Origin of the sequence: Pseudomonas fluorescens (assembly GCF_001307275.1) — a bacterium.
GTDB classification, from domain to species: domain Bacteria; phylum Pseudomonadota; class Gammaproteobacteria; order Pseudomonadales; family Pseudomonadaceae; genus Aquipseudomonas; species Aquipseudomonas fluorescens_AA.
This window is the reverse complement of sequence record NZ_CP012831.1, coordinates 3903887-3929238: the sequence shown is the minus strand read 5'-3', so window position 1 is coordinate 3929238 and position 25352 is coordinate 3903887. Positions and strand designations below refer to the sequence as shown.

The following is a 25352-nucleotide window of genomic DNA, read 5'->3' as shown; positions in this document are numbered from 1 at the left end:
GCCACCCCGAATCGACCCGCCCATGACTGCCCCTCGCGCCCCAAAACCTGTCCGCCAGAAGCCCAAGCCCGCCATCGAGGCCAAACCTGTGGTGCCGCGGGAGAAGGCCGGCCTCCACCCGCGCAACCGCCATCAGGGTCGCTACGACTTCCCCGCGCTGATCAAGTCCACGCCAGAGCTGGCCAAGTTCGTGATCATCAACCCCTACGGCAAGGAAAGCATCGACTTCGCCAGCCCCGAAGCTGTGCGGGTGTTCAATCGGGCGCTGCTCAAAGCCTTCTATGGCATCGCCCATTGGGACATTCCAGCCGACTACCTGTGCCCCCCAGTGCCTGGCCGGGCGGATTATGTGCATTTCCTCGCCGATCTGCTCGCCAGCCACAACGACGGTGAAATCCCCCGCGGGGCGGCCGTCAAAGTGCTGGACATCGGCACTGGCGCCAACTGCGTCTATCCGTTGATCGGCTACAGCGACTACCGCTGGCACTTCCTGGGCTCGGAGATCGACCCGACCGCCATTGCCTCGGCCAAGGCCATCGTCCAATCCAACGGCTTGAGCAAGGCCATCCAGTTGCGCCAGCAAGCCAACCGCAAGCAGATCCTCCTGGGTCTGCTGGAGGATGGCGAACGGTTCGACCTGACGATGTGCAACCCACCGTTCCATGCGTCCCTGGAAGAAGCCACCAAGGGTAGCCAGCGCAAGTGGCGTGCGTTGGGCAAGGCCGATCCGAAACGCAAGCTGCCGGTGCTGAATTTTGGCGGCCAGGCTGCGGAGTTGTGGTGCGAGGGTGGGGAAGCCCGGTTCGTCACGCAATTGATCAGCGAAAGCGCACAACTGGCCAACCAAGTGCTGTGGTTCAGCACCCTGGTGTCGAAGGCGTCGAACCTGCCGGCGATTCAGGCCGCGCTGAAAAAGGCCGGGGCGCTGCACAGCCACGTGGTGGAGATGTCCCAGGGCCAGAAGCAGAGTCGTTTCGTGGCCTGGACCTTCCAGACCGAGGCGCAGCAACAGGCCTGGCGCCAGGCGCGCTGGGTTCGCAAAGATTAGAAGGACATTGCGCTAGCGTAGGAGCTGCCGAGCGAAGCGAGGCTGCGATCTTTTGATCTTTCGCTTGAAATTTAACAGCCAGGGGAAAGATCGCAGCCTCGCTCCGCTCGACAGCTCCTACGGGCGGTTTCCCAAGGCAATAAAAAACCGTGCCCGGATCGCTCCGAGGCACGGTTTTTTTTACAGCGATCTTACTTGTTGACCGCGTCGGTCAGGCCTTTGGCCACAACCAGCTTGATCACTTTCTTGGCAGCGATTTCGATGGCAGCGCCAGTCGAAGGGTTACGGCCGGTACGGGCAGGACGCTCGGTGACTTTCAGCTTGCCGATACCTGGCAGAGTGATTTCGCCGCCGTTTTCCAGCTGATCGGCAACGATTTGGCCCAGTTGGTCCAAAGCGTTACGCGCGGTGGTTTTTGGCGCGTCGATAGCTTCAGCGATGTCAGCGATCAGTTGGTCTTTAGTAAGAGCCATGTAGTGTTCCTTCCCTATCAAATTCATATGGATTGCAGAGTGCAGTGTCAGCCATCGAGCCCGATCCCTCTGGATCAGGCACCCTCGGCAATCACCACGACGGATCGGGGTAATAGATGCCGAAAACCGGGTTTGGTTCGACCTGACAAATGCTGAATGCACGCTTAACGCAGTGACTTCGCGTAAGACCGGGCAAAACTAGCACAACGCCTCTGAAATATCCGCCTCTAGCTACCCATTTGGTCAGCTTTCTTGCGCTAAAACGTTAAAAAAATGCATATAGGCAGTCCGACGGCTCTGAAAGGGCCTTTGCCGGGTTCCAAAACCAGTGATTGCGGTACACTGGGCCTTTTTCGGGGAGCACGCCCTCCTCTCTTTCATCAGCCGAGAAATCCATGCCGATCCGTCATTGCATCGTCCACCTGATCGACAAAAAACCCGACGGCACCCCTGCTGTGCTCCATGCCCGCGACTCCGAACTGGCAGAGTCCACGGCCATCGAGAACATGCTCGCCGACCTCAACGAAAGCTATAACGCCAAGCAAGGCAAGGCCTGGGGGTTTTTCCATGCCGAGTCCGGGGCACATCCGTTCAGCGGCTGGCTGAAGGAGTACCTGGATGGCGGGAAGGATTTCACCGCGTTCAGTCGAGTGGCGGTGGAACACCTGCAAAAACTGATGGAAGAGTCCAACCTGTCGGTGGGCGGCCACGTGTTGTTCGCGCATTACCAGCAGGGCATGACCGACTACCTGGCCATCGCCCTGCTGCACCACAGCGAAGGCGTGGCGGTGACCGATGAACTGGACGTGACCCCGTCCCGCCACCTGGACCTGGGCCAGTTGCACCTGGCGGCGCGGATCAACGTGTCGGAATGGCAGAACAACAAACAATCGAAACAGTACATTTCGTTTATCAAGGGCAAGAACGGCAAGAAGGTCTCGGAGTACTTCCGCGACTTCATCGGCTGCCAGGAAGGCGTCGACGGCCCCGGCGAGACCCGCACCCTGCTCAAGGCCTTCAGCGATTTCGTCGAAAGCGAAGACTTGCCGGAAGACGATGCCCGGGAAAAAACCAAGACCCTGGTGGACTACGCCAGCAGTCAGGCCAAGCTCGGCGAGCCCATGGGCCTGGAAGAACTGTCCGAGTTGATCGACGAAGATCGCCCGAAAGCCTTCTACGACCACATCCGCAACAAGGACTACGGGTTGTCGCCGGAAATCCCGGCGGATAAACGAACCCTCAACCAGTTCCGCCGGTTCACCGGTCGCGCCGAAGGCTTGTCCATCAGCTTCGAAGCGCACTTGCTGGGCTCCAAGATCGAGTATGACGAGGAAGCCGGTACGTTGATCATCAAGGGATTGCCGACCTCGCTGACCGACCAGCTCAAGCGGCGTAATTGATGCTCGGTAGGGTGCTGAAGAAGTTTCTGCTGATTCTGCTGGTAGTGGTGGCGTACCAGAACTGGGGCAAGATCGAGCGGGTGTTCAACCCATCACAGATGGTTTCCGAGCAGGTCCGAACCCATGCTCGGGTCGTGCTGTATGCCACCGACTGGTGCGGCTACTGCAAGGCCACACGACGGTTCCTGGATGAAAAAGGCGTGCCGTTTCGCGAGTTCGATATCGAGAAGGACACCGAGGCGCGCAAGGCCTACGAGGCGTTGGGTGGCCGGGGGATTCCGATCCTCGATGTGAATGGCACGTTGATTCGTGGGTACGAGCCGGAGAATATTCTCAAGGCGTTGTCTGCCATCTAGTCATCGTGGCAAATCCCCTGTGGGAGCGAGCTTGCTCGCGATAGCGATGGGTCAGCTTGCATCAATGTCGGATGTGTCGCCGCCATCGCGAGCAAGCTCGCTCCCACAGGTCGTTCGTCGCTCAGCGAGCCTCGATCCGAAACCCGAACCGCGGAAAGTGCACATGCACCACCCCGCCACGCTCATCTTCGCGACGCAGAATCAATTCTTCGCTGCCCGCAAACAATAACTCCCCGACTACCGGATCAACGCCATAGTCCGTCGCGGCGATGGTCACCTGCTGCCCTGCCGTGAAGCCGTTCGGCTCTTCGAACGACTCATCCGGCAGCGCTGCCGGTGTCGCGTTGCGGGCAACCTCCAAGGCTTCTTCGGCACTTATCTGGCTCGATGCGCCATGGCCGAAACCCAGCACCCGTGCCAACCATGCCGAAACAGCCGGATACGCGTCCACCAGCGGCGAGGTCACCGGGGTGGCCTTGAGGAACCACAGCGGATGGGCCATGGCGAAGTCGGCAATCGACGGATCACCCAACAGGAAATCGCCCTCCTCGCGCTGCAACTGCTGCTCCAGGCGCGCCATGATCGTCGGCCACTGGTGCTTGGCCTGGTCGGCAGGCAAGCGCGTGGTCGTGCCGCCACTGAACAGCCCGGCGCGGTCGCTGATGAACGCCTTGATGGCTTCAGGCGATAGCTTGGCGAAACGCACCGCCACCGACTCAGGCTGGAACACCAGGCTCACCGCGTGCTGAAACACCACCGAATCGGCCCAGGCGGCAAAGGACGCAGCCAGCATTTCCCGGCCTTCGGGGAACAGGGCCGGCGAGGCTTTTTCCTGCTCCAGCCGACGGGCGATCAGGGACGTATCGCAATAGATGTCCGCGCCGGCCTGCAATACCGGCGTCTTGCGATAGCCGCCCGTCAGCGCCGTCAGGTCAGGCTTGGGCATCATTGGCGGAATGCTCGCCGAACGCCAGGACAGGCCCTTGAAGCCCAGCAACAGCCGGGCTTTTTCCGCGAAAGGAGACGTTGGGTAATGATGAAGAATCAGCTCTGACATGAGACTCGCCACTGCAGGAATGAAGTCTTGCAGCTTAGCGCGACTGACCGGGCCAGCCTACCGGCCTGATAAAGGCCTATCAGCCAGGCTGATGAAGCGACAGCGCACTGGCCACCAGGCATTCCTTGGCGCTTTTCTTGAGCTTTTTGATCAGTCGCTCCTGGCGCAGGGCCTCGCCCTTGTCACGACAGGCCTCGGTATACACCAGGGCCACTGCCGGGCTGGACAGGAAAAAGCGCGCGCCCTTGCCGCTTTGATGCTTGGCGAAGCGCCGCACCGGGTCATCACTGATGCCGCAGTACAGCGAGCCATTGGCAGCCCGCACCAAGTAGACGAACCAGGGTTTGTCCGCTTCGGCGGGGCCTTGCGCAGGCAGATCGGGAGAGAGGTCGGCGGTCGTCACAAGATGGTCAACAGGTGGGCAAAGACAAGCCGCAATCTTATCAGCGACTGCCCTGGAACGCCCGCAACCCCTTCAGCGCCTGGGCCCTGACGGCGTTGCGCACCAGCGGCGTCCACCCCAGCAGCAGGCCCTTGGTGCCCAACGCCTGGCGGGACCAGCGCCACAGATCGAAGCTGTCATGGTGCTCGCAGATCTTGCCATCGCGAAACACGAAGCGCGCCTGGATGTCGTTGATCACGATGTTGCCGGTCTGGCTGAACAGGTACGTCGCCACCCAGTGAGCACCGCCGGTACGCTCGTCGCTGCGCACGTTATCGAAGGTCAGGGAAAAGTCCTTGGCCCGGGTCGTCAACATGCGCCACATGTCGCCGGCATCGCGCCCACGCAGCTCGCCAAACGCCGGATCGCTGAACAGCACGTCGTCGGTGTAGCAGGCGCTCATGGCGTCGGCGTCCAGGCGCTGGAAGGCCTGATAAAAACGGGTGATCAAGGCGTTGTGGGCATCACTCATGGACCGGCTCCGAAAAACGTTTCAGTAGGCCTGCACGATAATCTGCCAACGCGGGGAAAACTATCGTCATTCGCCATGAAAATGATATCAACGAAGGTCGGTGACTCTTTCGCTTTCGACCCCGACGTACAGCGCCCGGCCTGCGCCGATGCCCGCGATGATCGCCCCCAGGCCAACCAGGCCGAAGATCCAGCCGAGGGCATTCCAGCCCCCGGTCAAGTCATGGACCACCCCCACGGCGAAGGGCCCCAGCGACGCCAGCGTATAGCCGAAGCCCTGGGCCATGCTGGACAGGTTGGCGGCCACATGGGCATCCCGCGAACGCAACACGATCAGCGTGAGCGCCAGGCTGAACGTCGCGCCCTGCCCCAGGCCCAGCAATATCGCCCAGCCCCACAAGCCATCGATAGGAGCGTAGAGGCAACCGAACAGCCCACCCAGGGTCATGAGCATGACGATCACAATGGCCAGGCGCTGGTCCTTGCCACGCGTTGCCAGCCAGGGCGCCGCGAGGGAACTGATCAATTGCACGATGACCGAGCCGGACAGCACGAGCCCGGCCTGGGTCGGGGTCAGGCCACGTCCAATCAGGATCGAGGGCAGCCAGCCAAAGACGATATAGGCCAGGGACGATTGCAGCCCCATGTACAAGGTCACTTGCCAGGCCAGGGGATCACGCAGCAAGCCGCGGACCCGGTACGCCACCTGATGGGCGCCGTGTTTCTCGCCCACTTGCGGCAACCAGAACACCGCGGCCAACAGCGCCGGGACCACCCAGAACCCCAGGCCCAAGGCCCAGTTGTGGCCAAGGTGTTCGCTCAACGGCACTGTCGCCCCGGCCGCCAGCGCCGCGCCCAGGCACAGCGCCATGGTGTAGACACCGGTCATGGCGCCGGCCTGCTTGGCGAAGTCGCGCTTGACGATGCCCGGCAGCAGCACGCCGATCACACCGATGCTCGCACCGGCCAGGATACTGCCGGCGAACAGCCCAACCTGACCGAACGCACTGCGCAGGACAATCCCGCCCGCCAGTGTCAGCAAGATCCCCAGCACCACACGCTCGGCCCCGAAGCGCCGCGCCAGCACCGGCGCCAGCGGCGCGAACAGGCCCAGGCAAAGCACTGGCAACGTAGTCAGCAAACCGGCCTGGGCAGCCGACAGGCCAAGGCTTCTTGACACTTCGCTGAGCAGCGGCGCCATGCTCGACAACGCCGGGCGCAAGTTCAGCGCCACCAGGATCAGCCCGAGCAGCAACAGCCAGGGCCGGCGCACCAGAGGATGGCGTTGCTGGGCCTGTTCATCGTCAGCCTCGGCATCGATCAACAGTTCTTCGAGTTCGGCGGCACGTTTGCACGCCGTCGAGGTGGCAGGGTCAAGCAGATCGCGGGACATGGAAAGCTCGGGTTCAGGGTTCATTGATCAACTGCCGGCACAGGGCCTTGGCCTGCTCCGCGTCTTGGCGTTCGACCGCTTCGAGAATGTCGACGTGCAGGTCGAACACATGCTGATGGCGCGGCACGATATTGAGGCTGTGGCGCAACTGCGCGCCGATCACGCTGGAAAAGTAACGATAAAGCTCGCTGAGCGTTGGATTGTGCGCGGCATCCACCAGCAGGCGGTGGAACACCAGGTCGCAGGTGATGTAATGCTCCAGGTCGCCGTGGTAATGCTCGCCACTGGCCTGGAGCGCCTTGCGCAAGGCCAGCAAGTCTTCCTCGGTGCGCCGCAGCGCGGCCAGGCCAATGGCCTCGACTTCGAGGATATGCCGGGTTTCCCGGGCCTGGTCCAGCGAACAGCGCGACAGCACCTTGAGGGTATCGAGCGGGTCCACCGTCGCCCGTACATAACTGCCGTCGCCCTGGCGGATCTCGATCAGCCCGGAAAACGCCAGCACGCGCATGGCTTCGCGCACGGTATTGCGGCTGATACCCAGCTCGGCCACCAACTCGGGCTCGGTGGGCAAACGCTGGCCCACGACCCACACGCCATCACTGATGCGCTGGCGCAGTTGGTCCAGGGCTTGATCGACCAAGGACCGCTTAATTAATGGAGAAATGTCTGACATGGAGCTCACCCTTTCATCCAATCATAGGATGAATTTTCTGACATGTTAGTCAGCTTCGCGTAGGACGGCAACCGCCTAGGGTCAACGGGAGGTAAAGAAACGATATTTTCGATTAGTCAAAATTACCCTTTGAGGGTAATTTTAAGGACAAGGCACGCCGTTCTATGGAAAAGAACACACCCCACTACGCCTTGGCGGCGATACAGGCAGATGTCAGGCGGCTTAAAGGGAAAGCTTTCACCAGCACTGCGAAGAACACTGCTCGGACGCTCGGTTTAAACGTCTCGGACATGCAGCAGGTCATCCATGGGCTTGAGCGAAAACAGTTCTACAAATCGATGACCACCTATGACGATCATCGAGTCTGGCATGACGTCTACCACGCCAATTCACACGGTCTGCAGATTTACCTGAAGGTGACGTACCGCCCCAGCGGAGGCCCACCGGTCATTTCCTTCAAGGAGAAAAACTCATGAAACACCAGCAATGCTTCAGCTGTGGTGCCCCGGAAGGCATGTTGCATTTCGAAGGTCGCGGCGAAACCATGAGCGTCAAGGGACTGGAACGCCGGGTCGATGACTTGTCTGGCTGGGAATGTCAGATGTGCGGCGAAGTCGAGCTCGATTCAAGCTGCTCGGATCGCTACGACCACGCAGGTGATGAGCTGGTCAACGCGGCCAGGCGAATGATCGGCGAAGAGATCAAACGTGTCCGGCGCAAACTGCATCTATCGCAAAAGGAAGCGGTACTGCTGCTATCGGGCGGTGGACACAATGCGTTTTCCCGCTACGAGCGCGGCGAGGTAGTGCCACCCAAGGCGTTGATCTTGCTGATGCGCCTGCTTGATCGCTATCCGCATTTGCTTGCCGATGTCCATGCCTTCGCTGAAGACGCAGACTTGCGGCAATTCAAAACGACGGTGCACAAGGAACACGAGACCCTCACGGTTTCCTGAGCACCGATGCACAAAAATAAACCCGGAACACGTCCGGGTTTATTTCACTGCCTAAGACTGGATCAATGCAGAATCTGGCTCAGGAACAGCTTGGTGCGGTCGTTCTGCGGGTTGTCGAAGAAGTCGTTCGGCGCGGCCTGTTCGACGATTTCACCCTTGTCCATGAAGATCACGCGGTTGGCCACGGTGCGGGCGAAGCCCATTTCGTGGGTCACGCAGAGCATGGTCATGCCGTCTTCGGCCAGGCCGATCATGGTGTCCAGCACCTCTTTCACCATTTCCGGGTCGAGGGCCGAGGTCGGCTCGTCGAACAGCATGATTTTCGGTTTCATGCACAGGGCACGGGCGATAGCCACACGCTGTTGCTGACCGCCGGAGAGCTGGCCCGGATACTTGTTCGCCTGCTCTGGAATGCGCACGCGCTCCAGGTAATGCATGGCGATTTCCTCGGCCTTGCGCTTGGGCATCTTGCGTACCCACATCGGCGCCAGGGTGCAGTTCTGCAGGATGGTCAGGTGCGGGAACAGGTTGAAGTGCTGGAACACCATGCCGACTTCACGGCGGATCGCTTCGATCTGCTTGAGGTCGTTGGTCAGTTCCACGCCGTCGACCACAATGCGACCCTGCTGGTGCTCTTCCAGGCGGTTGAGGCAGCGGATGGTGGTGGACTTACCGGAGCCCGACGGGCCGCACAGCACGATACGCTCGCCCTGCTTGACGTTCAGGTTGATGTCTTTCAACACGTGGAACTGGCCGTACCACTTGTTGACGCCCTGCATCTGAATAATGCCTTCAGGGCTCACAGGCTGTTTGATCGCTTCACTCATAAACTACGCTCCTAACGCTTGTGGCCAGTGTCCAGCTTGCGTTCCAAATGCATGGAATAGCGGGACATACCAAAACAGAAAATCCAGAACACCAGGGCGGCGAACACATAGCCTTCAGTGGCCATGCCCAGCCATTTCGGGTCGGCGGCAGCTTGTTTCACGCTGTTGAGCAGGTCGAACAGGCCGATGATGATCACCAGGCTCGTGTCCTTGAACAACGCAATGAAGGTGTTGACGATACCCGGGATCACCAGCTTCAGGGCTTGCGGCAGAATCACCAGGCCCATGCTGCGCCAGTACCCCAGGCCCATCGCCGCGGCCGCTTCGTACTGGCCCTTGGGAATGGCTTGCAGGCCGCCGCGCACCACTTCGGCCACGTAGGCCGACTGGAACAGGATCACCCCGATCAGTGCTCGCAGCAGCTTGTCGAAGTTCATGCCTTCGGGCAGGAACAGCGGCAGCATCACCGACGACATGAACAGCACCGTGATCAACGGCACACCGCGCCAGAACTCGATGAAGGTCACGCAGACCACACGGATCGCCGGCATGTTCGAACGCCGGCCCAGGGCCAGGACGATGCCCAGCGGCAGTGCGCCGACGATACCGACGGTGGCGATCACCAACGTCAGCATCAGGCCGCCCCACTGACTGGTCGCCACGGCATCCAGACCGAAAACGCCACCGTGCAGCAGGCACCAGGCAATGATCGGGTACAGTACCAGGAAGCTCAGGCCGTAGATCGCCTTGCGCGGGAAGCGCGAGATGAACAGCGGCGCCACGCCGAGCACTGCCGCCCACACGGTCAGGTCTACGCGCCAGCGCAGGTCCGCCGGGTAGTAGCCGTACATGAACTGGCCGAAGCGCTGCTGGATGAACACCCAGCAGGCGCCCTCCTTCGTGCAGTCGGCGCGAGTGGTACCGACCCAGTTGGCATCGAGGATCGCCCATTGCAGCAGCGGCGGTACGATCAGGTAGATCAGGTAGAACGCGAACAACGTCAGCAGCGTGTTGAGCCAGCTGGAGAACATGTTGGCGCGCATCCACGCCACCACGCCGATGCTACTGCTCGGCGGGGGCATGTCAGGTTTGAAAGTATGAGTCGTCATGCGCGTTTCCTCACCGCTCGATCAGCGCAATGCGCTTGTTGTACCAGTTCATCAGCAAGGAAATGCTGATACTGATCGCCAGGTACACACTCATGGTGATCGCGATCACCTCGATGGCCTGGCCGGTCTGGTTCAACACCGTGCCGGCAAACAACGACACCATTTCCGGGTAGCCGATACCGGCGGCCAGGGAGGAGTTTTTCGCCAGGTTCAGGTATTGGCTGGTCAACGGTGGAATGATCACGCGCAGGGCTTGCGGGATGATCACCTTGCGCAGGGTCGGACCGTTGCGCAGCCCCAGGGAGCGGGCCGCTTCGGTCTGGCCATGGCTCACCGACTTGATGCCCGAACGCACGATCTCGGCGATGAACGCCGCGGTATATACGGTCAAGGCGAGGGTCAAGGCCAGCAGCTCAGGAATCAGAACCCAACCACCGACGAAGTTGAAACCCTTGAGCTCCGGCATTTCCCAGTGCACCGGCGCACCAAAAAGCAGCGCGCTCAAGGCCGGGATCACCAGGAACAGCGCCAGGCCGACCCAGAATTTATGGAACGGTTCACCGGTCGCTTCGAAACGCTTGTTGGCCCAACGGGCCATCAGCACGATGGCGACAATCGCCAGCACGATGCTGATCACGAACGGCCAGAACCCTTCGGCCACCAGCGCGGCAGGCATGTTCAGGCCGCGGCTGCTGACAAAGAAGGTGTCGCCGAAGTTATGGGCGGCTCGCGGTCCCGGCATGCTCAGGAACACGGCAAAGTACCAGAACAGGATTTGCAGCAGTGGCGGGATGTTGCGGAAAACCTCCACATAGACGGTTGCCAGCTTGGCGATGATCCAGTTCTGCGACAACCGCGCCACGCCGACGATGAAGCCGAGGATGGTCGCCAGGATCACGCCGATGAACGTCACCAGCAGCGTGTTGAGCAACCCGATGACAAAGACGCGGGCATAGCTGTCCGCTTCGGTGTAGTCGATCAGGTGTTGGGCAATGCCGAAGCCGGCACTGCGTTCCAGGAAGCCGAAACCGGAAGTGATGCCCCGGTGCGCGAGGTTGGTCTGCGTGTTATCGAACAGAAACCAGCCCAGCGAAATAACCGCCACGATGGTGACGATCTGAAATACCCACGCACGCACTCGTGGATCGCTGAGGCTAAGCCTCTGCTTAGGTGCGCCGATTGAATTTTGCATGAAGTGCCCCGCAAAGAATGGAACAGAACATCACCCGGTGGTTGGCCCACCGGGTGATAGAACCATCAGCGCACTGGTGGTGCGTATTGAATGCCGCCAGCGTTCCACAGAGCGTTCAGGCCGCGGTCGATTTCCAGCGGAGTGCTCTTGCCGAGGTTGCGCTCGAACATTTCACCGTAGTTGCCGACTTGCTTGACGATCTGCACGACCCAGTCTTTCGGCAGTTTCAGATCCTTGCCGTATTCACCGTCAGCGCCGAGCATACGAGCCACGTCCGGGTTCTTGGTGGATTTGGCTTCGGCCTCGACGTTCTTCGAGGTCACGCCAGCTTCTTCAGCGTTGAGCAGTGCGTAGCCAGTCCAGCGCACGATGGCCAGCCACTCGTCGTCACCGTTACGCACGACCGGACCCAGGGGCTCCTTGGAAATGGTTTCCGGCAGAACCACGTAGTCCTTCGGCGAAGCCAGCTTGCTGCGCTGGGCGAACAGTTGGGACTTGTCGGAGGTCAGCACGTCGCAACGACCGGATTCCAGCGACTTGGCGCTTTCATCGGAGGTGTCGAAGGTGATCGGGGTGTACTTCAGGCCGTTGGCGCGGAAGTAGTCGGAAACGTTCAGCTCGGTGGTGGTACCGGCCTGGATGCAGATGGTTGCACCGTCCAGTTCCTTGGCGCTCTTGACGCCCAGCTTGTTGTTGGCCAGGAAGCCGATGCCATCGTAGTAGGTGATGAAGCCTGGGAATTTCAGGCCCATGCCCGCGTCACGGGAACTGGTCATGGTGGAGTTGCGCGAGAGCATGTCGATTTCGCCGGACTGCAGCGCGGTGAAGCGCTCCTTGGCGTTCAACTGGCTGAACTTGACCTTGGTCGCATCGCCGAATACCGCAGCGGCAACGGCACGGCAGAAGTCAGCGTCGATACCGACGATCTTGCCGGTCGAATCAGGCACCGAGAAACCCGGCAAGCCATCACTCACACCACATTGCACAAAACCTTTCTTCTGCACGGCATCCAGGGTTGCACCCGCCTGAGCGAACCCGCTGACACCGAGTACTGCTGCTGCAGTCACGACTGCCAGGGTGGATTTCAGTAACTTCATTCAAACCTCCAGTTTTGCTCTTGTTGTGTCGGAGCTCGAGTCCTGTCGCACCCTTTTGAGGCATTGCCGACCCTTGTTGGCTTTTTTTAGGGTCAACCGACGTCTGGACCTTCGCTATGAGTCTAATAATGAGGATGTCCGTAAACAGTGGTCATGCCCATCTCTCACCAATCGGCCGAACGGGCTGTAGCCCTTCACGTTCGCGAAGCCCGTAGCGGCTGCTGGCGAACATTCATCACCGGATTTCTGATATCCCATGCGGCGCGTCTAACTGATAGTGTTACCGCGCAGCGTAAGAATCATCACTCAGCAACCCCATAGCAAAGCCCGTACCAGACCGCTGCGCTTGGGCCATGTAAAACACGTCAAGACAAAAACTTTCAACTTTGCGACATCTAATTAACTGAGGCACCGGGAGCGCACTGTAATCACGCACTGATTGGGCGCACCCGCACAGATTTGGAGCACAACCATGACCGACCCCTTGATTCTCGAGCCCAGCGGCACTGTTGACGCGTGCGTTATCTGGCTCCACGGCCTGGGCGCCGATCGTTATGATTTCCTGCCAGTGGCCGAAATGCTGCAGCAAAAACTGCTCACCACACGTTTCGTTCTACCCCAGGCGCCAACCCAGCCAGTAACGATCAACGGCGGCTATGAGATGCCCAGTTGGTACGACATCCGCGCCTTGAGCCCGGCGCGGGCCATTGACGAACAACAACTCGAAGCCTCGGCGCAACGGGTCATCGACCTGGTCGAAACCCAGCGAGCCAGCGGAATAGACGCCTCGCGGATTTTCCTCGCCGGTTTTTCCCAAGGAGGCGCGGTGGTCTATCACACCGCCTTCGTGAAATGGCAGGGGCCACTGGGCGGCGTGATCGCACTGTCTACTTATGCACCGACGTTCAGCGATGAACTGCAATTGTCGGCCAGCCAGCAACGCACTCCGGTCCTGGCCCTGCACGGCCAATACGACGAAGTGGTACTCAACCCCATGGGCCGGACCGCAAAAGAGTATTTGAAGCAGCATGGTGTCACCGTGACATGGCAGGAATACCCAATGGGCCACGAAGTGTTACCCGAGGAGATTCATGACATCGGCACCTGGCTGGCCGAACGGTTGCGCTAAGAGGCCAATCGCCACGCCGGTCCTTTGACGATCCCACTACGCCGCGCCCGTTTCTTGCATTACACTGGCCGGCGTACATTCCTTAACCAATCGATGAGATGACCGTGCTCAAAGCACTCAAGAAGATGTTCGGTAAAAGCGAGGCCGAGCAACTCGCGCCTGGCTCCACTGCGCCGACCCACGGCCCGAGCCGTACCGATGCGCAACAACCGCGCCGGACGGCCCCCGTTGCACAGGCGAAAAAAGAACCCGTCGCCCAGCCAGTCAAGTCCCCCGAGCCCGAGACACCCCGCAACGAAGCCCCCCGGCCGCGTCGCGAACGCGCACCCAAACCGCCGGTCGTCGCCTGGAAACTCGAGGACTTCGCCGTAGAACCCCAGGAAGGCAAGACGCGCTTCCACGACTTCAAGCTCGCCCCGGAACTGATGCACGCCATCCAGGACCTGGGTTTCCCATACTGCACGCCGATCCAGGCGCAAGTGCTGGGTTACACCCTCGCCGGCAAGGACGCCATCGGTCGCGCCCAGACCGGCACCGGCAAGACCGCCGCGTTCCTGATTTCCATCATCACCCAGTTGCTCCAGACCCCGCCGCCCAAAGAACGCTACATGGGCGAACCACGGGCGCTGATCATCGCCCCGACCCGTGAGTTGGTGGTGCAGATCGCCAAGGACGCCGCCGACCTGACCAAATACACCGGCCTGAACGTCATGACGTTCGTGGGCGGCATGGATTTCGACAAGCAGCTCAAGCACCTCGAAGCCCGCCATTGCGACATCCTGGTCGCCACGCCGGGCCGTCTGCTGGACTTCAACCAGCGCGGCGACGTGCACCTGGACATGGTCGAAGTGATGGTGCTGGACGAAGCCGACCGCATGCTCGACATGGGCTTCATCCCGCAAGTGCGCCAGATCATTCGCCAGACCCCACCCAAAAGCGAACGCCAGACCCTGCTGTTCTCCGCCACCTTCACCGAGGACGTGATGAACCTGGCGAAGCAGTGGACCACCGACCCGGCCATCGTCGAGATCGAAGCCGAGAACGTCGCCAGCGAAAACGTCGAGCAACATATCTACGCAGTCGCCGGTGCCGACAAGTACAAGCTGCTCTACAACCTGGTCAACGACAACGGTTGGGAGCGCGTGATGGTGTTCGCCAACCGCAAGGACGAAGTGCGGCGCATCGAAGAACGCCTGGTGCGCGATGGCGTCAACGCGGCCCAGCTCTCGGGCGACGTGCCGCAGCACAAGCGCATCAAGACCCTCGAAGGTTTCCGCGAAGGCAAGATCCGCGTGCTGGTTGCCACCGACGTGGCCGGCCGCGGCATCCACATCGACGGCATCAGCCACGTGATCAACTTCACCCTGCCGGAAGTACCGGACGACTACGTGCACCGTATCGGCCGTACCGGGCGTGCCGGGGCCGCCGGGGTTTCGATCAGCTTCGCCGGTGAAGACGACTCCTACCAGTTGCCGTCGATCGAGGCGTTGCTGGGGCGCAAGATCAGCTGTGAAATGCCACCGACCCACCTGTTGCGACCGGTCGAGCGCAAGCGCCCTTAACCGTCTCCACAGAGCAAAAAGCGCAGCCAGAACGAGCTGCGCTTTTTTTTGCCCCGGGATATTGCTCGATTAAACTAAAAGTCCATAATGGACAAATTAGTTTACACGGTACCCGGAGCCTCCATGCCCAGCACGCCCTCTGTGATGACCCAAGCCCAAGTCCGTGAACTGCTCGGGCAAATCGACGTGCCGCACATCCTGCGCCAGCTGTTTCGTGATCTGGCGGCCGGGCAAGCGGTGCAGCCGCCTCAGCAACTGGTGGTGTTTCCCCACGGCGCCGGGGATTTCATCAACTACCTGGGCGTGATGGCTGAAGACCAGGTCTATGGGGTCAAGACCTCGCCCTATATCGTGCGCGAGCAAGGCCCATTGGTCACCGCCTGGACCTTGCTGATGTCAATGCAGACCGGCCAGCCGCTGTTGCTGTGCGACGCCGCCGAACTGACCACCGCCCGTACCGCCGCCACCACCGCCGTCGCCGTCGATGCCCTTGCCCCGCACAACGCCAGGCGCCTGGCGGTCATCGGCAGCGGCGCGGTGGCCCAGGCGCACGTGCACTACGTCAAGAACCTGCGGGACTGGCAAGGCATCCGCCTCTACTCGCCAGGCCTGAAGACCAAGTCGGCACAGGAACGTGCCTCGCTCACCGGCTTGGACCCGCGCCTGCAAATCGTCGACACCCTCGAAGCCGCGCTGCACGACGCCGATGTGGTGATGCTCTGCACTTCGTCCGCCAAAGCTGTGCTCGACCCGCAGACCTTGGACAAACCGGCGCTGATCACCTCCATCAGCACCAACGCCCCACGCGCCCACGAAATACCGCCCCAACGCCTCAACGACATGGACGTGTTCTGCGACTATCGTCAGACCACCCCGGGCTCGGCCGGTGAAATGCTGATCGCCGGCGAACAACACGGCTGGGAGGCGTCGCGCATCGTCGGCGACTTGCCTGAATTGCTCAGCGAACACGTGGCGCGTCCCGACTACCAACGCCACGTGTTCTTCCGCTCCATCGGCCTGGGGCTGGAGGATGTTGCGCTGGCGAATGCGTTGTACCGACTTCGCAACTGACACACCCCAGTTTCCCTTGTGGGAGCGAGCTTGCTCGCGATAGCGGTGGGTCAGTCACCACCCATGTCGACTGTCAGGCCGCCATCGCGAGCAAGCTCGCTCCCACCGTTTTTTCCAGAGTCCCGGCACTGTGTTCCACAGGAGCATTTCATGACCTCAGCAGACTTCATCATCATCGGCGGCGGCATTGCCGGTGCTTCCACCGGTTACTGGCTGGCACCCCACGGCCGGGTGATTGTGCTCGAACGCGAATCCCATCCGGCCTATCACTCCACCGGACGTTCGGCGGCGCTGTACACCGCCGCCTACGGCACCCCGCAGGTGCGGGCGCTGACCCAGGCCAGCCGGGATTTTTTCGACGCCCCGCCGGCCGGTTTCTGCGAGCACCCGTTGCTGAGTCCACGGGGCGAAATGACCGTGGATTTCACCGGCGATCCTGCCGAGCTGAACAACCAGTACCTGAGCGCCAAGGCCACGGTGCCGCAGATGCAACTGCTCAGCGCCGAAGAAGCCTGTGTGCGGCTGCCGATCCTGCGACGGGACAAGGTCCACGGGGCGATCTATGACCCGACGGCCTGCGACATCGACACCGACGCCCTGCACCAGGGCTACTTGCGCGGTATTCGCCGCAATGGCGGTGAAGTGCACACCGACAGTGAAGTGCTGGGCCTGAGCCGCGACGACCAGGGACTTTGGCAGGTGAAGACCGCCAGCCAACGCTTCACCGCCCCCATCGTGATCAACGCCGCCGGCGCCTGGGCCGATCAGGTGGCCGTCCTGGCTGGCGCCCGGAAGCTGGGGTTGCAACCCAAGCGGCGTGCGGCATTCATCTTCGCCGGCCCCGAAGGCGTGGATATCCATGACTGGCCGATGCTGGTGAGCCTGGACGAATCCTTCTACATGAAGCCCGACGCCGGCATGTTCCTCGGCTCGCCGGCCAACGCCGACCCGGTGGAGCCTCACGACGTTCAGCCGGAAGAACTGGACATCGCCATGGGCATCTACCAGATCGAAGAAGCCACCACCCTGACCATCCGCCGCCCGACCCGCACCTGGGCCGGATTGCGCAGTTTCGTCCACGACGGTGATCTGCTGTCCGGTTTCGATCCACAGGTGCCCGGACTGTTCTGGGTCGCGGCCCAGGGCGGCTACGGCATCCAGACGTCACCGGCCATGGGCCAGGCCAGCGCCGCGCTGGTACGTGGCGAACCGCTGCCCGAAGCCCTGGCCCGTTTCGGCCTGAGCAGCGCCATGCTCTCCCCCAAGCGCTTGGGGTGAGCCAACCGGGGTGACGCATCGCCACGATTGCGGCACACTCCCCCGCGCCCCTGTTCCACGGGGCGCTGACGCTGCCTGGAGCCCTGTCATGACCGCTTCGCCATCCGATCCGGCGCTGGAAAACTTCCGCACCATCGCCGACGCCATCGCCACGCTGTTCTACCCCCACGCCGAAGTGGTGCTGCACGACCTGCGCAGCCAGAAAGTCGATTACATCGCCAATAACCTGTCCAAGCGCGAGATTGGCGATGACTCGTCCCTGGAAGACATGCTCAGTGAAGACGTCAGCGAACGTAACATCGGGCCGTACGAGAAACTGAACTGGGACGGACAGAAGATTCGCAGCCTCAGCAGCGTCCTGCGCGACGCCCACGGTCATCCGCTGGCGGTGCTGTGCATCAACCTGAATATTTCGCTGTTCGAGAATGCCAAGGCCGCGTTGGATTTGTTCCTCTCGCCGGGCAAGTTGATTCCCCAGCCGGACTCACTGTTTCGCGATGACTGGCAGGAGCGGATCAACACCTTCCTCCACGCCTGGATGCGCGAGCGTCAGCTGAGCCTGAACCTGTTGACCCGCGATCACAAACGCGAGCTGGTGCTGGCGCTGCATGCCGAAGGCGCGTTCAAGGGCAAGAGCGCGTCCAACTATGTGGCCAATGTGCTGAACATGGGGCGGGCGACGGTGTACAAGCATTTGAAGGAGTTGAAGGGCTGAGATTTGTATTGCCTGGCCTGGCGCCTTCGCGAGCAAGCTCGCTCCCACATTCGATCTCATTGCACACAGATATCGTGTACGACACCAATCCCCTGTGGGAGCGAGCTTGCTCGCGATAGCGATTAATCAGTCACCATAGATATCCGACTTGAAATACTTGGCCTGGATCTCCTGGTACTTCCCATTGGCCCGAATCCCATCGATGGCCTTGTTCAAGTCCGCCACCAGTTGGGTATTGCCTTTGCGCACCGCGATACCGGCGCCCTCACCGACGTATTTCGGGTCCTTGAGTTCGGGACCGACAAACGCGTAGCCCTTGCCCCGGGGCATCGACAGGAAGTCTTCCAGCGGGATGGTGTCGGCGAAAATCGCGTCCAGGCGACCGGACGCCAGGTCCATGTAGATTTCTTCGTTGTTGCTGTAGCGCTTGACCGTCACACCCTTGGGTTCGAGCACTTCAGTGGCGTAGCGGTCAGTGGTGGTGGCCCGTTGCACGCCCACGGTCTTGCCCTTGAGGCTGGCATACTGGTCATCGACCACTGCCCCTTCCTTCATGACCAGGCGCGATGAGGTGAAGTAGTACTTGTGGGTGAAATCCACCGACTTCTTGCGCTCTTCGGTGATGGTCATGGACGACAACGCCAGGTCGATCTTCTTCACCTTGAGCGATGGAATCAGCCCGTCGAACTCACCCTCGATCCATTGGCACTTGACCTGCATCTGCGCGCACAGGGCATTGCCGATGTCGTAGTCGAACCCCTCGATTTTCCCTTCCGAGGTCTTGGAAGCAAACGGCGGATAAGCTGCCTCGATGCCGATGCGCAAGGTTTTCTCAGCGGCGAACAGGCTACTGGAGGCCAACAGGCTCAAGGCCAGGCCGGTGATGAGGGGGAGTTTGCTCATGATCAATCTCTCGCAGGTTGTTGTTGGTTTGGCAGAGAAAGGTGGATGCAGTTGTTTTGTACTTATAAATCCATACTGGACTTTAATGTACACACCGTCAATCGGTAGGCAGGGGGATGTGATGGGTGGCTGATGGCCTCATCGCGAGCAAGCTCGCTCCCACAGGGGATCCTTGATGCATAAAGATCTAGTGTGGGAGCGAGCTTGCTCGCGATGACGGACTCATGGCTTGCAAAAAAACTACAGGGGGGCTTACTGCTTCCAGCGATCCGCCGCCGCATGATCACTGTCCCGCCCTTCAACCCAGCGTGGGCCGTCGACGGTGTTTTCCTTTTTCCAGAACGGCGCACGGGTCTTGAGGTAGTCCATGACAAAGGCGCAGGCGTCGAACGCCGCCTGGCGATGAGCACTGGCGGCCGCGACGAAGACTATCGGCTCGCCCGGTTCCAGGGCACCGATGCGGTGCAGCACTTCCAGCTTGAGCAACGGCCAGCGTTGCTCGGCCTCGCTGGCGATCTTGCCGAGAGCCTTTTCAGTCATGCCCGGATAGTGCTCCAGGAACATCCCGGACACGTCGAGGCCGTCATTGAAGTCGCGCACGTAGCCGACGAAGCTCACCACCGCCCCCACGCCGACATTGGCCGCGTGCATCGCGTTGACTTCGACGCCCGGGTCGAACGGTTCGACCTGCACACGAATCGCCATGCTTCAGCCTCCCGTCACAGTGGGGAAGAACGCGACTTCGTCACCCTCCTCCAACGGTTCATCGAGCTGGCACAGCTCTTCGTTGCGCGCGCACATCAGGTTCTGCTCCTTCAGCACGTCGGCACCGTCACGCTGGGCAAGCAGCACGCGCACATCGTCGACCGTGGCGAAATCGCCGTCCACCTTTACCGCATCCACACCCAGTGCTTCACGGTAACGGGCAAAGAACTTCACGGTAATCTTCATGACGCATCCGCCTGGAAATGGCCGCTCTTGCCGCCGAGTTTCTCCAGCACTCGCACGCCTTCGATGGTCATGCCACGGTCGACGGCCTTGCACATGTCGTAGATGGTCAGCGCGGCGACGCTGGCGGCCGTGAGGGCCTCCATTTCCACGCCGGTCTGCCCCGACAGTTTGCAGCGGGCGACAATGCGCACCCGGTCCTCGCCCTCGGCGTTGAGCTCGACCCTGACGCCGGTGAGCAGCAACGGGTGGCAGAGCGGAATCAGGTCACTGGTTTTCTTGGCCGCCTGGATGCCGGCAATGCGCGCGACGGCGAACACATCGCCCTTGGGGTGACCGCCGCTGACGATCATCTGCAGCGTGTCGGGCAGCATGCGCACAAAGGCCTCGGCCGTGGCTTCACGGAACGTCACGGCCTTGTCGGTCACGTCGACCATATTGGCGCGACCTTGGGAATCGAGATGAGTCAGCACAGGGTTACTCCTGATCGGGAATGTCGATTGTAAACCTGTGGGTCAGATTCCGGCAGGGTTGATTGTCGCACCCCACTTGCGTATCGGACTCGAAAGTCAGCGCAAAACCTTGTGGGAGCGAGCTTGCTCGCGATGGCGGTGGGTCAGACACTTATTTTTTATCTGATACGCCGTCATCGCGAGCAAGCTCGCTCCCACAGTTTTTGTACAGCCATGAAAAACCGGGCGGCTTGAAGGCCGCCCGGTTGGGTTGGGGTTACAGGTGGGATTCGGCGTATTCGGCCAGGATCGAGCGCGGTACGCCCTGCAGGGTGATGTGGACCCCGTTGGGGAAGTCCTTGAAGCGTTCGGTCAGGTAGGTCAGCCCGGAGCTGGTCGCGGACAGGTAAGGGGTGTCGATCTGCGCCAGGTTACCCAGGCACACCACTTTGGAACCGGCGCCGGCACGGGTGATGATGGTTTTCATCTGGTGCGGGGTCAGGTTCTGGCATTCGTCGATCAGGATCAGGCTCTGCTGGAAGCTGCGCCCGCGAATGTAGTTGAGGGATTTGAACTGCAACGGCACTTTGCTGAGGATGTAATCGACGCTGCCATGGGTGCTTTCGTCATCCATGTGCAAGGCTTCGAGGTTGTCGGTGATCGCCCCCAGCCACGGCTCCATTTTCTCCGCCTCGGTGCCGGGCAGGAAACCGATTTCCTGGTCCAGGCCCTGCACGCTGCGGGTGGCGATGATGCGCCGGTAGCGCTTGCTGACCATGGTCTGCTCGATGGCGGCGGCCAGGGCCAGGATGGTCTTGCCGGAACCGGCGGCGCCGGACAGGTTGACCAGGTGGATATCCGGGTCGAGCAAGGCGAACAGGGCCAGGCTCTGGTAGATGTCACGAGGCTTGAGGCCCCAGGCTTCCTGGTGCAGCAGCGGTTCCTGGTGCAAGTCGAGGATCAGCAGTTTGTCGACCTGGATTTCCTTGATCCAGCCGACGAAGCCTTGTTCGTCGATGATGAACTCGTTGATGTGCACGGCCGGCAGGTTGTCGATCAGTTGCACCTGGTGCCAGGTGCGGCCATGGTCCTGGCGAGTCTCGACCTTGCTCACACGGTCCCAGAAGGAGCCGGTCATGGTGTGGTAGCCGTTGGGCAACAGCGAAACGTCGTCAACCAGTTGGTCGGTGCTGTAGTCCTCCGCCGCGATCCCGCAGGCGCGGGCCTTGAGGCGCATGTTGATGTCTTTGGTCACCAGCACCACGGACTGGTCCTTGTTGCGCGCGTGCAGGTCGATCAACTGGTTGATGATGATGTTGTCGTTCAGGTGTTCAGGCAGCACCAGGTTGGGTTCGGTGCGCTTGCTCATCAGGATCGAAAGCAAGCCCTTGGGACCACTTTTGCCGCGCTGGATCGGCACGCCGAGCTCAACGTCTTCCGGGGAGGCATCCCCCAAGGTCTTGTCGATCAGGCGGATCGCCTGCCGGCATTCGGCCGCAACGCTGTGGTGCCCGCTCTTGAGCTTGTCCAGCTCTTCAAGCACGGTCATCGGGATGGCGACGTGGTGTTCTTCGAAGTTCAGGAGCGCGTTTGGATCGTGGATCAATACGTTGGTATCGAGTACATAGAGGATTGGCTGGTTGGAGGAAGGGCTACGTCCGTGGTCATCCATACTCGGTCACCTATGTGGGGGCCATTCGACGCAATACCGTGACAGTGCTGCGCCTCGAGGTAGCCACCGAATTCACCCGCGAGGATTCAGGTGAACTGCACACAATCTGGGTCTTGGAAGACGCCACCTGTGTTGCAGGTTTCGGCGGTCTGACTTCTTGATACTCCAAAAACCATGACAGGAAAAAGCACTTTGACGCTTTTTTGAAGTTTATTTTTCAGAGTGACGAATAACCCTTGGCGTACCGCCGTCGCACCGTTAAAGTCGAAAGTCCGGTTGTCATGAATGTGTCCCGGATTTTCCTCCTTCCCCAATGTTTCCGGGCCTTTCCCGGTTTCAGCGAAACGCCTCCTGACAGTCCGCCCAACCGATCCCGCTCTGCGCCGTTTGCGCCATGAGCCAGGGCATCGCCGTTTTCACCCCATCCTGCTTGGCGCTGAAATTGATCACCCCGTGGCGCCACAGCAACATGAGGGTCAGCACACGCTGAGCGCTTTGCTCAGGCTTGAGCCGATTGCCGCTGTCCTGGGGATCGATGTCCCATAGCGCCACCTGCAGGCCCTGCTGCCGGAAAAATCCTTCGGCATCGCCACGACGCTGGCCTTGGGGCGGGCGGAACAGCGGCACGTAATTCTCGGGCAGCTTGCCCTTGACCAGCTCGACACTGCGCCGGACCGAGTCTTGCCAGTCCTGCCAATGGCTGTGGGAACGGAACTCCCAGCCCTGCACACCCACGCACTGTCCCGCATACAACATCTGGAGACTGTTGACCGAGCGCTCTTCCAACCGCGCCTGAATGTCCTTGCCCAGCACGAAGAAGGTGCCGTTCATGTTCGCCTTGCGCAGGTAGTCGGTCAGCCACGGGGTGTTGTCCGGCACGACGTTGGCGGCGCTGTCGAAGGTCAACAGGAACAGCCGGTCGTTCATCTCCTCGCCGTTGCGCTCGTACTCGCCAAAACGGGCGATTTCACTGCTGGTTTGCGGAAAAAGCGCGGCTTTGCGCAGCAGTTCATCACGATATTGCGTATGAAAGATCTGGCTCGGCGCCGCCCATTTGATGTAGTAGGAGTTGTCATCGAGATGGAACCTGCGAGCCTCTTCACGCAGGGTCGCCATGTCCTCGACCAGGTAACAGAAGGACGCATCCTGATCGCAACTGCGCTGGGCAAAGTTGTAGTTGCTCAGCAACCGTTGCCACAGCCGGGCGCGCAGGGCGTCGATCGCGGCCATATTGACCGTGCGCAGCCCCAGGTACTGCTTGAGCGCGATTTCATCCATGGCATCGACGTCCAGCAAGCCCCGGGCGAACATCAGGATCTCGGCCCGCGAAGCCACGTCGAACAGCGTCGGGCTGGTGAGTTGTTCCGGCCAGGTCGTGCGGTCCAGGGTGGCGACGTCGTTGGGCGCCGCGAGGGCGCCGAAGCTCAACAGCCAGGCCGATAACACAAGGGCGATGCGCAAAAGGGATGTCTCCATAACGAAACCCGCGCGGCATCATAGCCGATCCTGGCGCAATACCCTTGCGGTCAGTGGACTTGGGGAGCAGACCTGTGGGAGCAAAGCTTGCTCGCGATGCAGGTGACACGGTCCATCTGCAAGACTGCGTCATCGTTCATCGCGAGCAAGCTTTGCTCCCACAGCTCCCTCGCCACAAAACCCATCAATGCTCGCCCATCCATCACCTATTGCCTCGATAGCTGGAGTCCACCCGGACAACCCCCTAGAATCGCCGAACCTTCAAGGAGACGATTGCATGCTGATGGTGATTTCCCCCGCCAAGACCCTCGATTACGAAACACCGCCGGCCACCGCGCGCTTTACCCAGCCGCAGTACCTGGATCACTCCCAGGAGCTGATCGAACAGCTGCGCGAACTCTCGCCGGCACAGATCAGCGAGCTGATGCATGTCTCCGATAAGATCGGCGGCCTCAATGCCGCGCGATTCGGCAGCTGGACGCCGGCGTTCACCCCGGCCAACGCCAAGCAGGCGCTGCTGGCCTTCAAGGGTGACGTGTACACCGGCCTCGATGCGCAAAGCTTTGGCGAAGCCGACTTCGACTATGCCCAGCAACATCTGCGCATGCTCTCCGGCCTCTATGGCCTGCTGCGCCCACTGGACCTGATGCAACCCTATCGCCTGGAAATGGGCACGAAGCTGGCCAATACCCGCGGCAAGGACCTGTACGCCTTCTGGGGCACGCGCATCAGCGAATGGCTGAACGAAGCCCTCGCCGACCAGGGCGACGACGTACTGCTGAACCTGGCGTCCAATGAATACTTCTCGGCGGTCAAGCGCAGCGCACTGAAAGCGCGCGTCATCGATACCGAATTCCGCGACTTGAAAAATGGCCAGTACAAGATCATCAGCTTCTACGCCAAAAAGGCCCGGGGCCTGATGAGTCGTTTCGTCATTGAAGAACGCATCAACGACCCCGCGGCACTCAGCCAATTCGATGTTCAGGGCTATCGCTTCAACGCACAACAATCGAGCCAGGACAAACTCGTGTTCTTGCGCGATCACGCTCCCGAATAAGGCATAACCTTATATCGTCCCTGATCGGGGACTTCGATCAAGCCCCGATCGGTCATCTTAGTTCCCCGCCTGTTTCGCCAGTTTCGTGACGTCAATAAATCGCCCCACTCCCCCGCTAACTTTTCTTTCACTCGACACTCGTCAGTTTTTTGCGTAGTGGCACCAAAATTTTTTATCCGTAGTGGCACAAAACTATCTACCCCACCTAACTCCCCATTAACAAAGGATGAAACGGCAAGTGCCATCATATTGAGGGCAGTGCCATCTTCGATAATATTTCGAAAAATTACGAAAATCGCGATGAGCGGATCGGAACTATGTGAAATTGCACGGCTCATACCACCCGTAACGATTCTCACGGAGCGTGTAAGAGATGACTTACATAGGCCGTCGATCCAAGTAACCAAGTTGTCATGGCAATTTAGCGAAACGGTCGCCTATTTGGATCCATCTTATAAAGGACAGGAGATAACGCACCATTACTATCCCCTACAAGGCCAAGGCTGCGCCCCTATAACGTGCTCACCCGAGCACACAAGCTTCTGATTTTGTGGGCTTTTGCCAGGGATCAGAGGTGAGAGACTTTTTGCACGAGC

Annotated in this window: 28 protein-coding genes; 11 read left to right on the top strand and 17 right to left on the bottom strand. The window is 60.5% G+C overall.

Annotated features, from left to right (window positions below):
- Positions 1 to 22 precede the first annotated feature (22 nt).
- Positions 23 to 1048, top strand: a complete 1026-nt coding sequence (rlmF, locus tag AO356_RS17475; protein ID WP_060740802.1) for a 23S rRNA (adenine(1618)-N(6))-methyltransferase RlmF — start codon at positions 23 to 25, stop codon at positions 1046 to 1048.
- Positions 1049 to 1239: 191 nt separating this feature from the next.
- Here the strand turns inward: rlmF and AO356_RS17470 are convergent, their stop codons facing one another.
- Positions 1240 to 1521, bottom strand: coding sequence for an HU family DNA-binding protein (locus tag AO356_RS17470; protein ID WP_007905514.1), 282 nt, complete (start codon positions 1519 to 1521; stop codon positions 1240 to 1242).
- Positions 1522 to 1916: 395 nt separating this feature from the next.
- Between AO356_RS17470 and yejK the strand changes: the two genes are divergently transcribed.
- Together yejK and AO356_RS17460 are read left to right on the top strand one after the other, a co-directional pair.
- Positions 1917 to 2921, top strand: coding sequence for a nucleoid-associated protein YejK (gene yejK, locus AO356_RS17465; protein ID WP_014340016.1), 1005 nt, complete (start codon positions 1917 to 1919; stop codon positions 2919 to 2921).
- Positions 2921 to 3277, top strand: a complete 357-nt coding sequence (locus tag AO356_RS17460) for a glutaredoxin family protein (protein ID WP_060740801.1) — start codon at positions 2921 to 2923, stop codon at positions 3275 to 3277. The genes yejK and AO356_RS17460 overlap by 1 nt, the downstream gene beginning before the upstream one ends.
- A gap of 121 nt (positions 3278 to 3398) precedes the next feature.
- On the opposite strand, the gene AO356_RS17455 is transcribed toward AO356_RS17460, so the two are convergent.
- From AO356_RS17455 to AO356_RS17435, 5 genes are all read right to left on the bottom strand, one after another.
- Entirely contained in the window at positions 3399 to 4334 is a 936-nt protein-coding gene (locus tag AO356_RS17455; RefSeq protein ID WP_060740800.1) for a glutathione S-transferase family protein, read from the bottom strand.
- Between the two features lie 79 nt (positions 4335 to 4413).
- Entirely contained in the window at positions 4414 to 4737 is a 324-nt protein-coding gene (locus AO356_RS17450) for a GIY-YIG nuclease family protein (RefSeq protein WP_060740799.1), read from the bottom strand.
- Between the two features lie 40 nt (positions 4738 to 4777).
- The gene (locus tag AO356_RS17445) at positions 4778 to 5248 is read right to left on the bottom strand and encodes a nuclear transport factor 2 family protein (RefSeq protein ID WP_060740798.1); all 471 of its coding nucleotides are present in this window, start codon (positions 5246 to 5248) and stop codon (positions 4778 to 4780) included.
- An 87-nt stretch (positions 5249 to 5335) separates the two neighbouring features.
- Complete coding sequence (locus AO356_RS17440) at positions 5336 to 6664, bottom strand: CynX/NimT family MFS transporter (RefSeq protein ID WP_060740797.1); 1329 nt, start codon at positions 6662 to 6664, stop codon at positions 5336 to 5338.
- Positions 6654 to 7313 carry a FadR/GntR family transcriptional regulator gene (locus AO356_RS17435; RefSeq protein ID WP_060740796.1) on the bottom strand — a complete coding sequence of 220 codons (660 nt, stop codon included), beginning with the start codon at positions 7311 to 7313 and terminating at the stop codon, positions 6654 to 6656. Before AO356_RS17435 ends, AO356_RS17440 begins: the two co-directional genes overlap by 11 nt.
- 164 nt (positions 7314 to 7477) lie before the next feature.
- Between AO356_RS17435 and AO356_RS17430 the strand changes: the two genes are divergently transcribed.
- On the top strand, positions 7478 to 7789 hold the full coding sequence (locus tag AO356_RS17430; RefSeq protein ID WP_053213349.1) for a type II toxin-antitoxin system MqsR family toxin: 312 nt from the start codon (positions 7478 to 7480) through the stop codon (positions 7787 to 7789).
- Complete coding sequence (locus tag AO356_RS17425; protein ID WP_060740795.1) at positions 7786 to 8268, top strand: type II toxin-antitoxin system MqsA family antitoxin; 483 nt, start codon at positions 7786 to 7788, stop codon at positions 8266 to 8268. Before AO356_RS17430 ends, AO356_RS17425 begins: the two co-directional genes overlap by 4 nt.
- A 62-nt stretch (positions 8269 to 8330) precedes the next feature.
- Here the strand turns inward: AO356_RS17425 and AO356_RS17420 are convergent, their stop codons facing one another.
- The 4 genes from AO356_RS17420 to AO356_RS17405 all read right to left on the bottom strand — a co-directional run bounded on the left by AO356_RS17420 (position 8331) and on the right by AO356_RS17405 (position 12493).
- A complete protein-coding gene (locus AO356_RS17420) occupies positions 8331 to 9095 on the bottom strand; it encodes an amino acid ABC transporter ATP-binding protein (RefSeq protein WP_003205299.1) in 765 nt (254 codons plus the stop codon).
- An 11-nt stretch (positions 9096 to 9106) separates the two neighbouring features.
- On the bottom strand, positions 9107 to 10204 hold the full coding sequence (locus AO356_RS17415) for an amino acid ABC transporter permease (RefSeq protein ID WP_060740794.1): 1098 nt from the start codon (positions 10202 to 10204) through the stop codon (positions 9107 to 9109).
- Between the two features lie 10 nt (positions 10205 to 10214).
- Positions 10215 to 11396, bottom strand: coding sequence for an amino acid ABC transporter permease (locus AO356_RS17410; protein WP_060740793.1), 1182 nt, complete (start codon positions 11394 to 11396; stop codon positions 10215 to 10217).
- Between the two features lie 65 nt (positions 11397 to 11461).
- A complete protein-coding gene (locus AO356_RS17405) occupies positions 11462 to 12493 on the bottom strand; it encodes an amino acid ABC transporter substrate-binding protein (RefSeq protein WP_060740792.1) in 1032 nt (343 codons plus the stop codon).
- 472 nt (positions 12494 to 12965) lie between these two features.
- On the opposite strand from AO356_RS17405, the gene AO356_RS17400 reads away from it, so the two are divergent.
- The 5 genes from AO356_RS17400 (at position 12966) to AO356_RS17380 (ending at position 18248) form a co-directional block, all read left to right on the top strand.
- A complete protein-coding gene (locus AO356_RS17400) occupies positions 12966 to 13622 on the top strand; it encodes an alpha/beta hydrolase (RefSeq protein ID WP_060740791.1) in 657 nt (218 codons plus the stop codon).
- A gap of 98 nt (positions 13623 to 13720) precedes the next feature.
- Entirely contained in the window at positions 13721 to 15184 is a 1464-nt protein-coding gene (gene rhlB / locus AO356_RS17395) for an ATP-dependent RNA helicase RhlB (protein ID WP_060740790.1), read from the top strand.
- Between the two features lie 123 nt (positions 15185 to 15307).
- Positions 15308 to 16255 (top strand): ornithine cyclodeaminase family protein, encoded by a 948-nt coding sequence (locus AO356_RS17390; protein WP_060740789.1) that lies wholly within the window; start codon positions 15308 to 15310, stop codon positions 16253 to 16255.
- Positions 16256 to 16405: 150 nt separating this feature from the next.
- Positions 16406 to 17533, top strand: a complete 1128-nt coding sequence (locus AO356_RS17385; protein ID WP_060740788.1) for an NAD(P)/FAD-dependent oxidoreductase — start codon at positions 16406 to 16408, stop codon at positions 17531 to 17533.
- Between the two features lie 88 nt (positions 17534 to 17621).
- Entirely contained in the window at positions 17622 to 18248 is a 627-nt protein-coding gene (locus AO356_RS17380; RefSeq protein ID WP_060740787.1) for a helix-turn-helix transcriptional regulator, read from the top strand.
- Positions 18249 to 18374: 126 nt separating this feature from the next.
- Here the strand turns inward: AO356_RS17380 and AO356_RS17375 are convergent, their stop codons facing one another.
- The 6 genes from AO356_RS17375 to AO356_RS17350 form a co-directional block, all read right to left on the bottom strand.
- A complete protein-coding gene (locus AO356_RS17375; RefSeq protein ID WP_060740786.1) occupies positions 18375 to 19151 on the bottom strand; it encodes an ABC transporter substrate-binding protein in 777 nt (258 codons plus the stop codon).
- A gap of 252 nt (positions 19152 to 19403) precedes the next feature.
- Entirely contained in the window at positions 19404 to 19856 is a 453-nt protein-coding gene (moaE, locus tag AO356_RS17370) for a molybdopterin synthase catalytic subunit MoaE (RefSeq protein WP_060740785.1), read from the bottom strand.
- Between the two features lie 3 nt (positions 19857 to 19859).
- Positions 19860 to 20102, bottom strand: coding sequence for a molybdopterin converting factor subunit 1 (gene moaD, locus AO356_RS17365; protein WP_060740784.1), 243 nt, complete (start codon positions 20100 to 20102; stop codon positions 19860 to 19862).
- Positions 20099 to 20572, bottom strand: coding sequence for a cyclic pyranopterin monophosphate synthase MoaC (gene moaC, locus AO356_RS17360; protein ID WP_060740783.1), 474 nt, complete (start codon positions 20570 to 20572; stop codon positions 20099 to 20101). Before moaC ends, moaD begins: the two co-directional genes overlap by 4 nt.
- Before the next feature lie 256 nt (positions 20573 to 20828).
- The gene (locus AO356_RS17355; protein ID WP_060740782.1) at positions 20829 to 22223 is read right to left on the bottom strand and encodes a PhoH family protein; all 1395 of its coding nucleotides are present in this window, start codon (positions 22221 to 22223) and stop codon (positions 20829 to 20831) included.
- Positions 22224 to 22559: 336 nt separating this feature from the next.
- A complete protein-coding gene (locus AO356_RS17350; protein ID WP_060740781.1) occupies positions 22560 to 23684 on the bottom strand; it encodes a polysaccharide deacetylase family protein in 1125 nt (374 codons plus the stop codon).
- A gap of 292 nt (positions 23685 to 23976) precedes the next feature.
- On the opposite strand from AO356_RS17350, the gene yaaA reads away from it, so the two are divergent.
- Entirely contained in the window at positions 23977 to 24756 is a 780-nt protein-coding gene (gene yaaA, locus AO356_RS17345; RefSeq protein ID WP_060740780.1) for a peroxide stress protein YaaA, read from the top strand.
- Here the strand turns inward: yaaA and AO356_RS32595 are convergent.
- Positions 24741 to 25094 carry a hypothetical protein gene (locus AO356_RS32595; protein ID WP_146042675.1) on the bottom strand — a complete coding sequence of 118 codons (354 nt, stop codon included), beginning with the start codon at positions 25092 to 25094 and terminating at the stop codon, positions 24741 to 24743. The two genes, yaaA and AO356_RS32595, sit on opposite strands and share 16 nt — an antisense overlap.
- Positions 25095 to 25352 lie beyond the last annotated feature (258 nt).

Excerpts from the sequence above, each read along its gene's own strand:
- rlmF (WP_060740802.1), top strand. The coding sequence starts at position 23 with ATGACTGCCCCTCGCGCCCCAAAACCTGTCCGCCAGAAGCCCAAGCCC.
- AO356_RS17470 (WP_007905514.1), bottom strand. The coding sequence starts at position 1,521 with ATGGCTCTTACTAAAGACCAACTGATCGCTGACATCGCTGAAGCTATC.
- yejK (WP_014340016.1), top strand. The coding sequence starts at position 1,917 with ATGCCGATCCGTCATTGCATCGTCCACCTGATCGACAAAAAACCCGAC.
- AO356_RS17460 (WP_060740801.1), top strand. The coding sequence starts at position 2,921 with ATGCTCGGTAGGGTGCTGAAGAAGTTTCTGCTGATTCTGCTGGTAGTG.
- AO356_RS17455 (WP_060740800.1), bottom strand. The coding sequence starts at position 4,334 with ATGTCAGAGCTGATTCTTCATCATTACCCAACGTCTCCTTTCGCGGAA.
- AO356_RS17445 (WP_060740798.1), bottom strand. The coding sequence starts at position 5,248 with ATGAGTGATGCCCACAACGCCTTGATCACCCGTTTTTATCAGGCCTTC.
- AO356_RS17440 (WP_060740797.1), bottom strand. The coding sequence starts at position 6,664 with ATGAACCCTGAACCCGAGCTTTCCATGTCCCGCGATCTGCTTGACCCT.
- AO356_RS17435 (WP_060740796.1), bottom strand. The coding sequence starts at position 7,313 with ATGTCAGACATTTCTCCATTAATTAAGCGGTCCTTGGTCGATCAAGCC.
- AO356_RS17430 (WP_053213349.1), top strand. The coding sequence starts at position 7,478 with ATGGAAAAGAACACACCCCACTACGCCTTGGCGGCGATACAGGCAGAT.
- AO356_RS17425 (WP_060740795.1), top strand. The coding sequence starts at position 7,786 with ATGAAACACCAGCAATGCTTCAGCTGTGGTGCCCCGGAAGGCATGTTG.
- AO356_RS17420 (WP_003205299.1), bottom strand. The coding sequence starts at position 9,095 with ATGAGTGAAGCGATCAAACAGCCTGTGAGCCCTGAAGGCATTATTCAG.
- AO356_RS17415 (WP_060740794.1), bottom strand. The coding sequence starts at position 10,204 with ATGACGACTCATACTTTCAAACCTGACATGCCCCCGCCGAGCAGTAGC.
- AO356_RS17410 (WP_060740793.1), bottom strand. The coding sequence starts at position 11,396 with ATGCAAAATTCAATCGGCGCACCTAAGCAGAGGCTTAGCCTCAGCGAT.
- AO356_RS17405 (WP_060740792.1), bottom strand. The coding sequence starts at position 12,493 with ATGAAGTTACTGAAATCCACCCTGGCAGTCGTGACTGCAGCAGCAGTA.
- AO356_RS17400 (WP_060740791.1), top strand. The coding sequence starts at position 12,966 with ATGACCGACCCCTTGATTCTCGAGCCCAGCGGCACTGTTGACGCGTGC.
- rhlB (WP_060740790.1), top strand. The coding sequence starts at position 13,721 with ATGACCGTGCTCAAAGCACTCAAGAAGATGTTCGGTAAAAGCGAGGCC.
- AO356_RS17390 (WP_060740789.1), top strand. The coding sequence starts at position 15,308 with ATGCCCAGCACGCCCTCTGTGATGACCCAAGCCCAAGTCCGTGAACTG.
- AO356_RS17385 (WP_060740788.1), top strand. The coding sequence starts at position 16,406 with ATGACCTCAGCAGACTTCATCATCATCGGCGGCGGCATTGCCGGTGCT.
- AO356_RS17380 (WP_060740787.1), top strand. The coding sequence starts at position 17,622 with ATGACCGCTTCGCCATCCGATCCGGCGCTGGAAAACTTCCGCACCATC.
- AO356_RS17375 (WP_060740786.1), bottom strand. The coding sequence starts at position 19,151 with ATGAGCAAACTCCCCCTCATCACCGGCCTGGCCTTGAGCCTGTTGGCC.
- moaE (WP_060740785.1), bottom strand. The coding sequence starts at position 19,856 with ATGGCGATTCGTGTGCAGGTCGAACCGTTCGACCCGGGCGTCGAAGTC.
- moaD (WP_060740784.1), bottom strand. The coding sequence starts at position 20,102 with ATGAAGATTACCGTGAAGTTCTTTGCCCGTTACCGTGAAGCACTGGGT.
- AO356_RS17355 (WP_060740782.1), bottom strand. The coding sequence starts at position 22,223 with ATGGATGACCACGGACGTAGCCCTTCCTCCAACCAGCCAATCCTCTAT.
- yaaA (WP_060740780.1), top strand. The coding sequence starts at position 23,977 with ATGCTGATGGTGATTTCCCCCGCCAAGACCCTCGATTACGAAACACCG.
- AO356_RS32595 (WP_146042675.1), bottom strand. The coding sequence starts at position 25,094 with ATGAGCCGTGCAATTTCACATAGTTCCGATCCGCTCATCGCGATTTTC.